Here is a 14,045-nt window from a genome sequence, read left to right as displayed (position 1 = left end):
TGACGCCGCGCGCCGGCTTTCCCCTCGCCCGACCGGCACGCTGATCCGCCCTGCGTGACGTGATCCGCCCTGAGGGACGGCTCGGGGCCAGGACGGGAACGGATGGACGGGAACGGATGGACGGGTACGGGGCGGCCACCGGAGGACGGTGTCGCCCGGGGCCCGCGCCGCCTGAGCGCTGCGGAGGTGGCCGCTCAGGCAGAGCGGTCGCGTCTCAGCCCGGAGCCAGGCCGAGCAGCGTGCCGAGCGGGACCGACAGCGTGAAACCGCCGTAGAAGCCGTCCTTGGGGCGGCGCGCCGTGTAGGGATTGAAATAGGAATTGCCGTTCACGAGGTACTGCACGACCGGCTCCACGACCACGCCGCCCGGCATGGCGAAGTGGGCGTTGAGCTCGAACACGAACTTGTCCCGGGAGAAGGGCGCGCCCGTCCCGCCCGAGATGAAGTTCGCGTCGGCGAGGAAGCGCGTGTAGTTCTCGTTGAGGCGCTGCCAGTTGATCTTGATGCCGTAGGTGTCGAGGGGGCGGCTCTGATCCGGGGCCTGCAGGAGCAGTCCGACGAAGCTGTTGAAGCGGATCGGGATCGTCGGATCGAAGGCGTAGCCGGTCCCCGTATAGACCGAGATCGCGGTCGGGTGCGGATTGACCTCGCGCCCGCCGTCGGCCCGCCAGAGGGTCTGCGTGCCGGTCAGCACGATGCCCGAAGTCCCGGATTTCTGGAGGACCGGCGTGCCGGGATTGAGCCCTTTGGACGTTCCGAAGACGGTCTTGAAGTTGTCGTCGTGATCGGCCGAGTTGAAGAAGCCCGTCAAGGAGGCGCGTCCGGGATAGGCTTCCTGGGTGTAATCGGTCACGCGGCCGATCTCGAACATGGCGAGGGCCCCGGACAGGCGCTCGTAGCCCCAGTCGTAGCCCGAGAGGACGTTGGTTCCGGGATTCACGCTGAAGGCGCCGGCCTGGATGTACGTGGTCGGCGAGATCTTGTAGGCGAAATTCGCCCCCCAGACCGCGTAGAGCGGCGAAGTCCAGCCGGCATTGAGATACAGGATGTCCTGGAAGCAGGAGTTGATCGAGTTGCAGGGCGGCAGGGCGTAGTAGCGGCCCGGATGGGTGCGGCCGACCTCGATGACGAGGCGGTCGTCGAGCAGCTTCTGCTGATAGGTCAGGAGCGACAGGCGGTTGTCGTTCGGATTGTAGGGCGGCTGATACCCGACCGTCGTATCGCCGATGTCGCCGGCCATGTTGAGGTTGCGCACGAGGCCGAAGAGCGTCTCGGTGAAGTTGATGCTGCCGCCCGCGATGCCGGCGAGCTTCTGCATGTCCGCCGTCATCGACAGGACGAAGTACGCGGAATTCGATTGCTGCCCCGTGCGCAGGCCCGCGGACGGGTTGGCCTGATAGAAGTCGTACATGTTGATGTCGAAGGTGAAGCCGGCCGCCGCCATCTCCGTCGCCCACGGCGCGAGCGGACCGACGCGGATCGGGGACGCCGCCTTGGCGGCGATCTCCGGGTTCGTCCGCGCCTGCGTCTGATCGCTCAAGGTCTCGACCGGTGTCGCGGTCTGCGCGGCGGCCGGATGCGCGGTCAGTGCCGATCCGAGCACGAGCAGGCCTAGGACCGCGCCGGTCCCGGACGGTGAGGCGAAGCGCGACATGTCCCCGATCATCGTGATCTCCGTTCGGGGGCCCGGCCGGAGCGTGCCGGTGCGCGGGCCGGCCGCGGAGCGGCAGGCCGAGCGGCCGGGAGCCGTCGGAACCCATTCGGTGCCGGTGGTGTGACTGGTTCGGCGTTCTGCGCGCCTTCTCGATGACGGGCCGATCACGGTTCGGTCGTCAGCCGAATCCGGTCTCGCCGAAGGACGCCGCTACACTCGCGGGTCCGAACTCATCGCTGACTCAACGTGTCATGAGAGATTCCGCATCGTCAATGGGTGATGCATGGTTTTTGTGTAGTCTGACCGAGTCGAGATTTTTTGGTCACAGTCGAGCCGGGCAAGGCCGTCTCGGCGCGTAATGCTGGGGCGACGGTTTAATCCCACTACTTTTGCTTAAGTCATCGACAAATCATCCACCTCGCGTTGTATCGGCGCGACGTCGGATCGCAAATTGGCTCATAAGACGTGACCGATGGCATTTTTGCTCACCGTATGAGCATCCTCAGCGATAAAGGGCTGATAATCGGCAGCGCGTTGAGTCTGTGAGCATTGTGCTCGAACTTCACGCACCGCAGCGCCGCGCGCGCGGCGACGAGCGCCGATCCGCTCCGTTCGCGCGGTTCGCGGCCGTGGCACGTGGCTTGCTGTGTGGTTTTTGACCGATGTGTGCTGTCGGTCGACAGGTGGAGGGCGACGGGATGGATCGCAGGCGGTTCCTTCGGCGGCTCGGTGCGATGGCCGCGTGCGCGCAGATCAACCCCGACGTCCTGATCTCCCCGGCCTTCGCCCAGAGCGCGCGGCCTCTGGTCTTCCTGTCGGCGGAGAACATCACCGGGAACTGGGACCCGACGGCCCACACGACGCTCTCGCAGAAGAACATCGAGGGGTTCGTGATGGGCTTCCTCACGCGCACACCGATGACGCTCGATGATCCCGGCAAGGTGGTCTACGAACTGGCGACCGACATCAGGCTCCTCGACCCGCACCGCCTGCAGATCACCCTGCGCGACGGGGTCACGTTCCACGACGGGAAGCCGTTCAAGGCCGAGGACGTGAAGGCGACCTTCGAGTACGGCGCGCAGCCCGATCGACCGGCGCAATGGTATCCCGGGCCGACCGACACGCTCACGATCACGACGCCCGACGACCGCACGGTGATCGTCGACACGACGAAGGGCGGGTATCCGGCGCACCTCTTCGTCTTCCTGGCCTCGTTCCTGCCGATCATGTCGGCGAAGGACGTGGCCGAGGGGCCCGGCGGCATCCTCGCCAAGCGCCTCAACGGCACGGGCCCGTTCCGCTTCGTCGAGCAGCGCGGCAACACCACGGTGCTCAAGGCCTACGAGGGCTACTTCAAGGGAAAGCCCGCGATCCCCGGCATCGACTTCACCTTCACGGCGGATTCGACCACCCGGATGCTCTCCCTGATGAACGGCCAAGCCTCCATCGTCGAGCGCCTGGAGCCCGAGCAGGTCGAGACCGTCAAGGGCAATCCGAAGATCGCCGTCAGCCGGATCGTCTCGGTCGAGAACAAGTACCTGTGGTTCCGGTGCTCCAAGCCGCCGTTCAACGACGTCCGGATGCGCCTCGCCGCCTGCCACGCGATCGACCGGAGCGTGATCCTCGATGTCCTCGGCTCCGCGGGCCACGCCTCGTCGAACTTCGTCTCGCCGGTGAAGTTCGGCTACGTCGACCTGAAGAACTATCCCGCCTACGACCCGGACAAGACGCAGGCGCTGCTGGCGGAGGCCGGCTTCCCGAAAGGGAAGGGCTTGCCGCCGCTGGAATACATCACCTCGGTCGGCTTCTACCCGAAGACCAAAGAATACGGTGAGATCATCACCGCGATGCTGAACGAGCAGGGCTTCCCGGTCACCCTCACCGTGCTGGAACCCGCGGCCTGGAACGAGCGCCTCTACCACCGCCCCGGCGGCGGACCGGGCCACATGATCGATTGCGGCTGGTCGACCGGATCGCCCGAGCCCGACCTCGTGCTGCGCACGCATTTCCACGCGTCCTCGCACCGCATCACGGGTCTCGAGGATCCGGAGGTCGACGCGAGCCTCGACAAGGAGCGGAACGCGCCGACCCTGGAGGCGCGCAGGACGATCCTGCAGACCGAGACCATGCCGCTCCTGGCCGCCAAGGCGCCGGCCCTCTCGCTCTTCACCTCGGCGATGATCCACGCGATGCAGGCCGACCTGAAGGGCCTGTTCATCTACCCCGACGGCTCGATCGACGCCGCGCGCACGGCCTGACCGGAACCCACGCCCCGCCGCGTCCGGCGGCGCGCCATCCCATAACCCCATCGTCCGATGTTCGTGCTCAGCTTCCTCGCCCGGCGCCTCGCGCAGGGGGCGATCATCATCACCCTGGTCTCGCTCCTGATCTTCACCCTCCTGCGCGTCGTTCCGGGTGACCCGGTGCGCCTGATGGTCGGCGGGATGGCGCCGGATTCCCTCGTGGAGCAGATCGCCGAGCGGATGGGCCTGCGCGATCCGATCCTGGTCCAGTTCGGCCGCTACGCCGGGCAGGTGGTGCGCGGCGACCTCGGCCACAGCTTCGTGCGGCCCGCGAACGGCGCGGCCACGGGCGGGGCGAACTTCGACGACGCGACCCGGGCCGAGCGGGCGCCCGTCGCCGCCCTCATCGGCGAGGCGCTGCCGATGACGCTGCAGCTCGCGGCCCTGGCGCTGACCTTCGCCCTGGCGTTCTCGTCGCTCGTCGGCATCGCCGCGGGACTCAGACCGGGCGGACTCGCGGACCGGTTCGCGTTCGCGGTCTCGTCGATCTTCATCTCGCTGCCGAACTTCTGGTTGGCGATCGTGCTCGCGCTCCTGTTCTCGGTGAAGCTCGGCTGGCTCCCGGCGGTCGGCTACGGGGGATTCTCCTACACGATCCTCCCGGCCATCGTGCTGGCGGTGGAGCTGTCCCCGGTGCTGATCCGGACCCTCTCGGGCGCCGTGGCCACCCAGATGGGCGAGGCCTACGTCGCGGTCGGCCGCATCCGCGGTCTCACGGAGACGCGGATCGTCGGGGCGCACGTCCTGCGCAACGCCGCCGTGCCGCTGCTCAACCTCCTCGGCGTCCAGTTCTCCAGCCTGCTCGGCGGCGTGATCATCGTCGAGTACATCCTCGACTATCCCGGACTCGGCCTGCTCACCATCAACGCCGTGCTGCAGCGCGACTTCCCGCTGATCCAGGGCATCGCGATCGTCACCAGCGCGATCTTCGTCGTGATCAACATCCTCGTCGATCTGGCCGCCACGATCATCGATCCGAGGCTCGCGTACTGATGGGCGTCGAGACGAGCCTCACCCTGGGGGCCGCCCCGGTCGACACGGAAAGCGCCCGCTCGATCGGGCGCCGCATCCTCGGACGGGCGGCCCGGGCGACCGGCTTCCGCATCGGCCTCGGTCTGTTCGGGATCCTGGTCCTGGGCACGCTCCTCTATCCCGAGTTCAGCGGCCTCGATCCCGGCAAGATGGATGTCCGCGCCCGCCTGCTGCCGCCGCTCCTCGCCGGTCCGCACTGGCGCTGGGCGCACCCGCTCGGCACGGACCAGATCGGCCGCGACATGCTCGTCCGCTGCCTGATCGGCCTGCGCTACTCCTTCCTGATCGGCGTCGCCGCCACCGCGCTGACCCTCGTCATCGGCTGCGCGCTCGGGATGGTCGCGGGCTACCTCGGCGGCCGGACCGACGCGGTGATCATGCGCGTCACCGACGCGCAGCTGTCGATCCCGATGATCATCCTGGCGATCGCGGTGCTCGGCGTCTCCAGGCCGACGATCCCCGCCATCATCCTCGTGCTCGGGCTGTCGAACTGGCCGGTCTACGCCCGCGTGACGCGCTCCGTCGCGATGGCCGAGCGCGGTCGCGAGTACGTCCGGGCGGCGCAGGTCTCGGGCGCGAGCCATGCCCGGATCGTGCTGACGCTGCTGACGCCGCTCCTGGTGCCGCCGATCCTGTTCACGGCGGTGCTCGACATCGCCCGCATGATGATCTTCGAATCGACGCTCGGCTTCCTCGGTCTGGGCGTGCAGCCGCCGACGCCGACCTTCGGGAACATCATCGCGGATGGCCGGAAGTATCTGCTGAACGCGTGGTGGATCGCCACCATGCCGGGCGTGTTCCTCGGCCTCACGCTCGTCGGCCTCAACCTGATCGGCGCGGCGTGCGAGCGGGCGCGCAACGCGATCCACGGAGGCGCCTGATGGACACGCCGCCGGTCCTGTCCGTCCGCGACCTGAGCGTCGACCTCGCCGGGCCCGTCGCCGGGCGGCGGATCCTCGACGGCATCGCGTTCGACGTCGCGCCGCGGGAGATCGTCGGCGTGGTCGGCGCCACCGGCGCGGGGAAGACGGTCCTGGCGAAGGCCCTGGTCAACGGCCTGGAGCCGCCGCTCGCCGCCCGCGGGACGGTGCGCTTCCGCGGGCAGGACATCCTCGGCCTCGCCCCGCGCGCGATGCGGCCCCTGCGCCGGGAGATCGCCTATGTCGGCGCCAACCCGATGGGCGCCCTCGACCCCACGCTGCCCGTCGGCCACCAGATCGCCGAGAAGATGCGGGCCGTGAATCCCGCCGTCGCGGCGGCGGAGGCGCGCCGCCGGGTCGTCGCGCTGCTCGACGCGGTCCGGATACCCTCCGCCGCCCGGCGCTTCCACGATTACCCGTCGCAGTTCTCCGGCGGCATGATGCAGCGCGCGCTGCTGGTGGACGCGATGATCTCGGATCCGGCGCTCCTCGTCGCCGACAACGTCACCCAGCCCCTCGACGTGACCGTGGCCGCGCAGGTCATCCGCCTGATGCGCGAGCTCACGGAGCGCTTCCAGACGGCGATCCTGTTCGTCTCCTCGTCGCTCCCGGTCGCCCGGGAGGCCGCGTCGCGCACGCTCGTCATCGATGCGGGCCGCCTCGTCGAGGAGCAGCCGACCGAGGCGCTGATCGCCCGGCCGCGGCACGCCTACACCCGCGATCTGGTCGCCCAGATCCCGACCATCTGGGCCCGCTCCCCCGCGCTGCCGCGCACCGGCGTGCCCGCGCGCGACCGGTCCGAAGCGCGCCCGGTCATCCGCCTGGAAGACGTGTCGCAGACCTACCGGGTGCGGGAGCGGGGGACCTTCGCGGGGACGAGCGCGCTCCGCGCCGTGCGCGGCGTGACCTTCGACATCCACAAAGGCGACAGCTTCGCGGTGGTCGGGGAGAGCGGCTGCGGCAAGTCCACCTTGATGCGCCTGCTCAGTCGCCTGGAGCGCCCCAGCGGCGGCCGGATCCTGTGCGACGGGCAGGACATCGCACCGCTCGCGGGACCGGCTCTGCTCGGGTTCCGCCGCAAGCTCCAGCTCGTGCTGCAGGACCCGTTCAACTCGCTGCCCCCGCGCACCGGCATCGGCGCGATGCTCGAGGCGCCCCTGCGCACCCACGGGTGGCGGGATGCCGCCCGCATCCGCGCGCGCGTCCGCGCGGTCATGAACGATGTCGGCCTCAGCACCGCCCTCTACGACGCGCTGCCCGTCGGCCTCTCCGCGGGGCAGCGCCAGCGCATCAACGTCGCCCGCGCGATGGTGCTCGAGCCCGAGATCCTGCTGATGGACGAGACGCTCTCGGCGCTCGACCAGACCGAGCAGTTCCGGCTGCTCGCGCTGTTCGAGAAGCTCCAGCGGGCACACGGCCTCACCTACATCTTCATCAGCCACGACCTCGCGATGGTGCGCAAAGCCTGCAACCGCGTCGCCGTCATGTACCTGGGCGAGGTCGTGGAAATCGCCGACAACGAGCGCCTATTCTTCGATCCGGGCCACCCCTACACGAGGGCCCTGCTGTCGGCGATGCCGACCCTGGAGGAGCGCCGCTACCGCCCCGAGGAGTGCCTCCTCGACGGCGAGCCGCCGAGCCCGATCGACCTGCCGGCCGGCTGCGCCTTCCGCTCGCGCTGTCCCCGGGCCTTCGCGCCCTGCATCTCCGAGGGGCCGAACCTCGTGACGCGCGGTGCGGGCGCGCTCGCCGCCTGCCACCGCGTCGCGGCTCCCGGCGCGCGGCCGATCCACGCCGAGGCTGCGGGTTAACAGATGACGCGATCCGATGAATTGCGGCCCGTCGAGGACCGTGCCAACCCGTTCCAAGGTTGTGTCCCTTCGCGAGGGATTACAACCCTTGGGAGACGGACGCCGATGAGTATAACCGAGCCGCGCCTGCAACTGATCCTGACGGAGTTGCAGCGCGACGGTCGCGTATCGGTCAACGAGTTGGCGACTCGCCTCGGAATCAGCACCGAGACGGTCCGGCGCGACCTGCGGGACCTTGAGATGCGCGGGCATGCCCGCCGGGTCTACGGCGGCGCCGTCATCGACCAGAAGAAGGACGATCAGCCCTTCGACGAGCGGGCGCGCGTCGGCATGCGCGAGAAGGCGCGCATCGCGTCGGCCGCCCTGGCCCTGGTGGAGGACGGCATGACCGTCTTCATCGACACCGGCACCACGACCCTGGCCTTCGCCCGGCAGCTGGTCGGCCGGCGGATCACCATTCACACCAACTCCATCGGCATCGCCACCCTGCTCGCCGACGATCCGCAGTCGCAGGTGACCGTGCTCGGCGGCGAGATGAAGCCGCATTACCGCGGGCTGTTCGGCCACCGCACCGTCGCGGCCGTGCGCGAGCACGTCTACGACCTCGCCGTCATGGGCATCGTGACCGTGCATCGCGAGCACGGCTTCATGGATCTCGGCCAGGAGGAGGCGGTCCTGCGCCGCGCCGCCGTCGAGCAGACCCGGCGCTCGGTGATCCTGGCCGACAGCTCGAAATTCGGGCGGCTCGGCACGATCCGGACCCTCGGTCTCGGCGACGTCGACACGCTCGTCACCAACGCGCCGCTGGCGAGCGACTTCGCCGACGCCTTCCGACAGCTGAACGTGGATGTGCTCCATGCCTGAGACACCGCCGCCGTCCTCCGTGCGGATCGATGCCGCCCGCCTCCACGGGATGATGGACGCCGTATCGCGCTTCGGCGGCGGCGGCGACGGGTCGATGACGCGCCTCGCGCTCTCGGCCCAGGACGGCGCCGCCCGCGACTGGCTCGGCGCCTGGTTCCGGGAGAACGGGTTCGCGCCGCAGGTCGACCGGATCGGCAACCAGTTCGGCCGCGTCGACCTCGCCGGGGGCAACGCGCCGACCGTGATGGTCGGCTCGCACCTCGACAGCCAGCCCAACGGCGGCCGCTTCGACGGTGCCCTCGGCGTCGTCGCGGCCTGCGAGGCGATCCGGGCCGTGCGCGCGTCCCTCGCGGAGCGCGGGCTGCGGTCGGCCTGCAACTTCGTCGTCGCCAACTGGACCAACGAGGAGGGCGCCCGCTTCCAGCCGAGCCTCCTCGGCAGCAGCGTGTTCGCCGGCCAGGCCGAGCTGGCCTGGGCCCTGGAGCGGCGCGACGGCGCCGGGATCGCGGTCGGCGCGGCGCTGGAGGCGATCGGCTATGCCGGGACCGACACGGTCCCGGTCCCGGACGCGTTCATCGAGCTCCACATCGAGGGCGGCCCCGTGCTGGAGCGGGAGGGGAAGCGGTTCGGCGCCTTCACCCGCTACTGGGGAGCCACCAAGTACCGCCTCGCCTTCCTCGGCCGGCAGTCCCACACCGGCCCGACCCCGATGGCCGAGCGCCGCGACGCCCTGCTGGCGGCCGCCTACCTGATCGCCGACCTGAAGGACATGACCGGCGATTACGGGCTCGACCTGCACACCTCGGTCGGACGGCTGGAGGTCTTCCCGAACTCGCCCAACACCGTGCCGAGCGAGGCGGTGCTGTTCATCGAGCTGCGCTCCGGCGCGCCGGCGATCCTCGAGGAGGCCGAGGCCCGGCTCCGGACGTTCATCGACGCGGCGGCGGCGCGGGCCGGCGTCGACTCGGAGGTCCGCGCCATCGATCTGCGGCCCGCGGGCGCCATGCATCCCGGCCTCGTCCGGCTCGCGGAGCGGGCCGGCGCCCGCAACGACGCGCCGCCCCGGTTCCTCGACACGATCGGCGGCCACGACGCGATCAGCCTGGCCGCTGTCTGCCCCGCGATCGTGCTGGCGGTGCCCTGCCGGGACGGGGTGATGCACCATCCCACCGAGTTCGCGGCCCCGGAGGATCGGGCCTTCGGCACCCAGGTCCTGGCCGAGATGCTGATGCTGCTGGCGACGGAGGGGCTCGCGGCCCTCGGCACCGGGGGAGAGGGCCGGTGAAGGCGCCGGGCGCGCCCGACGGCGCTCACGAGCGGCTGGCCGAGGAGGCCCTCGCGGCGATCCCCCTCCTGGCGGACCGGCCGGTCCGCTACGGCGTGGCCTGCCCGGGCGCGGCGTCGCCGTCGTACCACGGCGTCGAGTCGGCCACCTTCCTGGTGGCGGCGGCGCCGGATGCGGAGCCGGACTACTTCCTCAAGGTCACCGAGCCGGCCGCCGCCGCCCTCATCGACCCCGCCGCCGCGTTCGAGGCCGCGACGCGCGTCGCCGCGCTGGGACTCGGCCCCGAGCCGCTGCATCTGGCGCGGGCGCAGGGGGCGATCCTGTTCCGCCGCCTCGGCCCCGAGTGGCGCCCGGCGTCCCTCGACCGCCTGCGCCAGCCCGACGCCCTGGCGGCGGTGATCGGGGCCTTCGACCGCATCGCCGCCGGCGCAGCGTTCGGCCGCCGGTGGAGCGTCTTCGACGGCATCCGGACCCTGCGCGCGGCCCTCGGCGCCGAGGGCGAGACCCTGCCGGCGGACCTGCCCCCGGACGCGTGGTTCCTGTTCGACTGGGGCGATGCCATCGAGGCGGCGCTCGCCGCCGCCGGGACCGGGTGCCGCCCGGCCCACGCCGACCCGCACGCCTCCAACCTGCTGTTCGCGCCGGACGGCGCGCTGCGCCTCGTCGACTTCGACATGGCCTGCGATACCGACCCGCACCATCAGCTCGGCGCCTTCCTCAACGAGGCCTGCCCGTTCGAGAGCGAGATGCGGCTTGGCATCGAAATCGCTGAGGGGGCCTGCCGGGCGGACGTGTTCAGCCGCTGCCGCGCCTACGCCGCCGCCGACGACCTGTACTGGGGCCTGCGGGCGCTGGCGATGGACCGCGTCTCGCCCCGGCGGAGTCTGGAGTTCCGGAAATACGCGAGCTGGCGGTTCCTGCGCTGCCGGGCGCGGGTCGGCCGCCCGGACTTCGAGGAAACCCTGAGGACGCTGTGAGGAGCGCGGCATGATCCCTCTCGGAAGCGGGCGCACGGAGGCCGAGCGGGCCTTCGAGGCGACCCTTCACCGGGTCGCCCCGTGGCAGGGGCGGCCCATGCGCTACCGGCCGGTGCTCGGCGGCATCAGCAACACGAACTGGCGCGTCGAGGTCGCGGGCGAGGCGCACCCGTATTTCGTGAAGATGCCCGGGCGCGGCACCGAGATGTTCATCGATCGGGCCGCCGCCCGCGCCGCGAGCCGGCAGGCGGAGGCGATCGGCCTCGGCCCGCGCACCTTCGACTATCTCGACGCGGACGACGTGGAGATCGCGGAATTCGTGGAGGGCCGCCGGCCCTCGACCAACCGCGACTTCGCCGACGCGGCCGTGCGCAACGAGGCGATCGCCCTCTATCGCCGCTTCCACGGCGCCCCTCTGCTGCCGCTCACCAAGACGGTGTTCGACATGATCGACGAGCACGACCGTCAGGCCGTCGATCTCGGCGCTCTGCTGCCGCCCGACCAGGCGTGGCTGACCCGTCAGACGCGCCTCGCCCGGGCCGCCCTGGAGGCCTCCGGCATCGACCTCGTGCCGTGCTTCAACGACCCGATGCCCGGCAACTTCCTGATCGGGGAGGACGGCTCGATCCTGCTGATCGACTTTGAGTACGCCTCCAACAACGATCGCCTCTACGATCTCGCGATCTGGAGCGGGGAGATGTTCTTCTCCGAGGACGTCGATCGCGCGATCATCGAGGCGTATTTCGGCCGGTACAGCGACCAGCTCTTCGCCCGGTTGATGGTGCACAAGGCCCTGGCCGACGTGAAATGGTCGACCTGGGCGATGGTGCAGAACCGCATCTCGGACCTCGACTTCGATTTCTACAAGTACGGCATCTGGAAGCACATGCGCGCCCGATCGATCATGAACGACACGCGGTGGCCGGCCTTCCTGAAAGCGCTCTGAGCGTGCCGGACATGCTTCCCCCCGCGGACGAGATCCTGGCCTTCGCGACCGGACTCGCCGACGCGGCCCGACCGGTGGCGATGCGCCACTTCCGCACGGCCCTCGACATCGTCGCCAAGGCGGATGCGAGCCCCGTCACCCTGGCGGACCGGTCGATCGAGGCGCTGCTGCGCGAGCGGATCGCGGCGCGCTTCCCGGAGCACGGCATCGTCGGCGAGGAGATGGGCGTGACGCCGGGCCGGGGTCCGGTCTGGGTCATCGACCCGATCGACGGCACCAAGAGCTTCGTGACCGGGCTGCCGCTGTTCGGAACCCTGATCGCCCTCCTCGACGGCGGACGGCCGACCATCGGCGTCATCGACATGCCGGCCCTCGGCGAGCGCTGGACGGGCATGCCGGGCGCGGCCACGTTCAACGGGGCGCTGGCCCGGGCCAGCACCTGCCGGACCCTCGCCGCCGCGCGGTTCTTCACGACCACGCCGGACGGCTTCTCCGGGGCGGACGCGGCGCGCTACCGGCGCCTCGTCGACCGCGTCGGCATCCGGCGGTTCTGCGGCGACTGCTACGCCTACGGCCTGCTGGCTTCCGGCCATTGCGATCTGGTCGCGGAGACCGGCCTCCAGCCCTACGATTACCTCGCCCTCGTCCCGGTGATCGAGGCGGCCGGCGGCGTGATCACCGACTGGGCGGGCTCCGCGCTGACCCTCGACTCGGACGGGCGGGTGCTCGCCGCCGCCACACCCGACCTGCACGGGGCCGCCCTCGACATCCTGCAGGATCGGGTTCCCTGAGATCCGACAGCGCGCCGGGAGCGCCCGCATGGCCTACGCGACGACGATCGAAGGCACACGCTTCACCTTCCCCGACCTGCGCAGCCTGCTCGCCAAGGCCACGCCGGAGCGCTCGGGCGACCAGCTCGCCGGGCTGTGCGCGGAAGGGCCTGTCGAGCGCCTGGCCGCGCAGATCGCCCTCGCCGACCTGCCGCTGAGGACCTTCCTGGCCGAGGAGCTGATCCCCTCGGACGAGGACGAGGTCTCCGACCTCATCGCCCGCCGCCACGACGCGCAAGCGTTCGCGCCGGTCGCCTCGCTGACGGTCGGCGCCTTCCGCGAGTGGCTGCTCGCGCCCGCCGCCGACGCCGCCGCCCTCGCCGCCCTCGCGCCCGGCCTCACGCCCGAGATGGTCGCGGCGGTCTCCAAGATCTGCCGCCTGCAGGACCTCGTCGCGGTCGCCGCCAAGCGGCCGGTGGTGACCCGCTTCCGCTCGACCCTCGGCCTGCCCGGGCGCCTCGCCACCCGCAACCAGCCCAACCACCCGACCGATTCCTCCGAGGGCATCCTGATCTCGGCCCTCGACGGCCTGCTGATGGGCTCGGGCGACGCGGTCATCGGCGTCAACCCGGCGACCGATTCCCTGCCCGACTACATCCGCATCGTCGAGCTGCTCGAGACCCTGCGGCTGCGCCTCGACGTGCCGACCCAGCACTGCTGCCTCGGCCACGTCACCGTGGCGATCGCCGCCATGGCCCGGGGCGCGCCCGTCGACCTCGTGTTCCAGTCGGTGGCCGGCTCGCAGAAGGCCAATGCCGGCTTCGGCGTCGACCTCGCCGTCCTGCGCGAGGCCTCGGACGCGGCGCGCGCCCTCGGCCGCTGCCCGGCGGGCGGGCAGGTCATGTACTTCGAGACCGGCCAGGGCTCGGCGCTCTCGGCCGACGCGCACTGGGGCGTCGACCAGCAGACCATGGAGGCGCGCGCCTACGCGGTGGCGCGGGAGTTCGACCCGCTGCTCGTCAACACGGTCGTGGGCTTCATCGGCCCCGAGTACCTCTACAACGGCAAGCAGATCATCCGCGCCGGGCTGGAGGACCATTTCTGCGGCAAGCTGCTCGGCCTGCCGATGGGCGTGGACGTCTGCTACACCAACCACGCCGATGCCGACGGCGAGGACATGGACGCGCTGCTGACCCTGCTGTGCGCGGCCGGGGTCAACTTCGTCATCACGGTGCCGGGGGCGGACGACGTGATGCTGAACTACCAGTCGCTGTCGCACCACGACGCGGTCTTCGCCCGCGAGACCCTGGGTCGCCCCCCGGCGCCGGAATTCGAGGCGTGGCTGCGGGCCGTGGGCATCACGGACGGGCAGGGCCGGCTGGCCGGCGCGGCGGGCGCGCTGCCGCCGGCCCTGGCCGAGGCGTCCCGGCTCCTGCCCGGGCGGGCGGCGTGACCGGCGAGCCGGCCGGGCCGGCCCGCCCGG

At 70.8% G+C, this 14,045-nt stretch carries 12 protein-coding genes; 11 read left to right on the top strand and 1 reads right to left on the bottom strand.

Going from position 1 to position 14,045, the window contains the following annotated elements:
- Positions 1 to 214 precede the first annotated feature (214 nt).
- Positions 215 to 1,666 (bottom strand): carbohydrate porin, encoded by a 1,452-nt coding sequence (locus ACLBXO_RS22620; protein ID WP_447686763.1) that lies wholly within the window; start codon positions 1,664 to 1,666, stop codon positions 215 to 217.
- On the opposite strand from ACLBXO_RS22620, the gene ACLBXO_RS22615 reads away from it, so the two are divergent.
- The 11 genes from ACLBXO_RS22615 (at position 1,653) to ACLBXO_RS22565 (ending at position 14,015) form a co-directional block, all read left to right on the top strand.
- Positions 1,653 to 1,778, top strand: coding sequence for a hypothetical protein (locus ACLBXO_RS22615; RefSeq protein WP_447686762.1), 126 nt, complete (start codon positions 1,653 to 1,655; stop codon positions 1,776 to 1,778). The two genes, ACLBXO_RS22620 and ACLBXO_RS22615, sit on opposite strands and share 14 nt — an antisense overlap.
- 574 nt (positions 1,779 to 2,352) lie before the next feature.
- The gene (locus ACLBXO_RS22610) at positions 2,353 to 3,912 is read left to right on the top strand and encodes an ABC transporter substrate-binding protein (protein ID WP_447686761.1); all 1,560 of its coding nucleotides are present in this window, start codon (positions 2,353 to 2,355) and stop codon (positions 3,910 to 3,912) included.
- A gap of 57 nt (positions 3,913 to 3,969) precedes the next feature.
- Positions 3,970 to 4,950 carry an ABC transporter permease gene (locus ACLBXO_RS22605; RefSeq protein WP_447686760.1) on the top strand — a complete coding sequence of 327 codons (981 nt, stop codon included), beginning with the start codon at positions 3,970 to 3,972 and terminating at the stop codon, positions 4,948 to 4,950.
- Positions 4,950 to 5,870, top strand: a complete 921-nt coding sequence (locus ACLBXO_RS22600) for an ABC transporter permease (protein ID WP_447686759.1) — start codon at positions 4,950 to 4,952, stop codon at positions 5,868 to 5,870. The genes ACLBXO_RS22605 and ACLBXO_RS22600 overlap by 1 nt, the downstream gene beginning before the upstream one ends.
- A complete protein-coding gene (locus ACLBXO_RS22595) occupies positions 5,870 to 7,720 on the top strand; it encodes an ABC transporter ATP-binding protein (protein WP_447686758.1) in 1,851 nt (616 codons plus the stop codon). Before ACLBXO_RS22600 ends, ACLBXO_RS22595 begins: the two co-directional genes overlap by 1 nt.
- Before the next feature lie 105 nt (positions 7,721 to 7,825).
- Positions 7,826 to 8,584 (top strand): DeoR/GlpR family DNA-binding transcription regulator, encoded by a 759-nt coding sequence (locus ACLBXO_RS22590; RefSeq protein WP_331315299.1) that lies wholly within the window; start codon positions 7,826 to 7,828, stop codon positions 8,582 to 8,584.
- On the top strand, positions 8,577 to 9,869 hold the full coding sequence (locus ACLBXO_RS22585) for an allantoate amidohydrolase (protein ID WP_447686757.1): 1,293 nt from the start codon (positions 8,577 to 8,579) through the stop codon (positions 9,867 to 9,869). Before ACLBXO_RS22590 ends, ACLBXO_RS22585 begins: the two co-directional genes overlap by 8 nt.
- On the top strand, positions 9,866 to 10,846 hold the full coding sequence (locus tag ACLBXO_RS22580) for an aminoglycoside phosphotransferase (RefSeq protein WP_331315303.1): 981 nt from the start codon (positions 9,866 to 9,868) through the stop codon (positions 10,844 to 10,846). Before ACLBXO_RS22585 ends, ACLBXO_RS22580 begins: the two co-directional genes overlap by 4 nt.
- A 10-nt stretch (positions 10,847 to 10,856) precedes the next feature.
- A complete protein-coding gene (locus ACLBXO_RS22575; RefSeq protein WP_447686756.1) occupies positions 10,857 to 11,792 on the top strand; it encodes a phosphotransferase in 936 nt (311 codons plus the stop codon).
- 11 nt (positions 11,793 to 11,803) lie between these two features.
- A complete protein-coding gene (locus ACLBXO_RS22570) occupies positions 11,804 to 12,583 on the top strand; it encodes an inositol monophosphatase family protein (RefSeq protein ID WP_447686755.1) in 780 nt (259 codons plus the stop codon).
- 28 nt (positions 12,584 to 12,611) lie between these two features.
- Positions 12,612 to 14,015, top strand: a complete 1,404-nt coding sequence (locus ACLBXO_RS22565; RefSeq protein WP_447686754.1) for an ethanolamine ammonia-lyase subunit EutB — start codon at positions 12,612 to 12,614, stop codon at positions 14,013 to 14,015.
- Positions 14,016 to 14,045 lie beyond the last annotated feature (30 nt).

The organism is Methylobacterium sp. C33D (assembly GCF_053345825.1).
Note: the sequence above shows the minus strand (reverse complement) of the source record. Positions and strands in the feature narration are given on the sequence as shown.

Bases quoted from the DNA above. Each gene is read 5' to 3' on its own strand.
- ACLBXO_RS22600 (WP_447686759.1), top strand. From the start codon at position 4,950: ATGGGCGTCGAGACGAGCCTCACCCTGGGGGCCGCCCCGGTCGACACG.
- ACLBXO_RS22615 (WP_447686762.1), top strand. From the start codon at position 1,653: ATGTCCCCGATCATCGTGATCTCCGTTCGGGGGCCCGGCCGGAGCGTG.
- ACLBXO_RS22565 (WP_447686754.1), top strand. From the start codon at position 12,612: ATGGCCTACGCGACGACGATCGAAGGCACACGCTTCACCTTCCCCGAC.
- ACLBXO_RS22590 (WP_331315299.1), top strand. From the start codon at position 7,826: ATGAGTATAACCGAGCCGCGCCTGCAACTGATCCTGACGGAGTTGCAG.
- ACLBXO_RS22575 (WP_447686756.1), top strand. From the start codon at position 10,857: ATGATCCCTCTCGGAAGCGGGCGCACGGAGGCCGAGCGGGCCTTCGAG.
- ACLBXO_RS22585 (WP_447686757.1), top strand. From the start codon at position 8,577: ATGCCTGAGACACCGCCGCCGTCCTCCGTGCGGATCGATGCCGCCCGC.
- ACLBXO_RS22605 (WP_447686760.1), top strand. From the start codon at position 3,970: ATGTTCGTGCTCAGCTTCCTCGCCCGGCGCCTCGCGCAGGGGGCGATC.
- ACLBXO_RS22620 (WP_447686763.1), bottom strand. From the start codon at position 1,666: ATGATCGGGGACATGTCGCGCTTCGCCTCACCGTCCGGGACCGGCGCG.
- ACLBXO_RS22595 (WP_447686758.1), top strand. From the start codon at position 5,870: ATGGACACGCCGCCGGTCCTGTCCGTCCGCGACCTGAGCGTCGACCTC.
- ACLBXO_RS22610 (WP_447686761.1), top strand. From the start codon at position 2,353: ATGGATCGCAGGCGGTTCCTTCGGCGGCTCGGTGCGATGGCCGCGTGC.
- ACLBXO_RS22570 (WP_447686755.1), top strand. From the start codon at position 11,804: ATGCTTCCCCCCGCGGACGAGATCCTGGCCTTCGCGACCGGACTCGCC.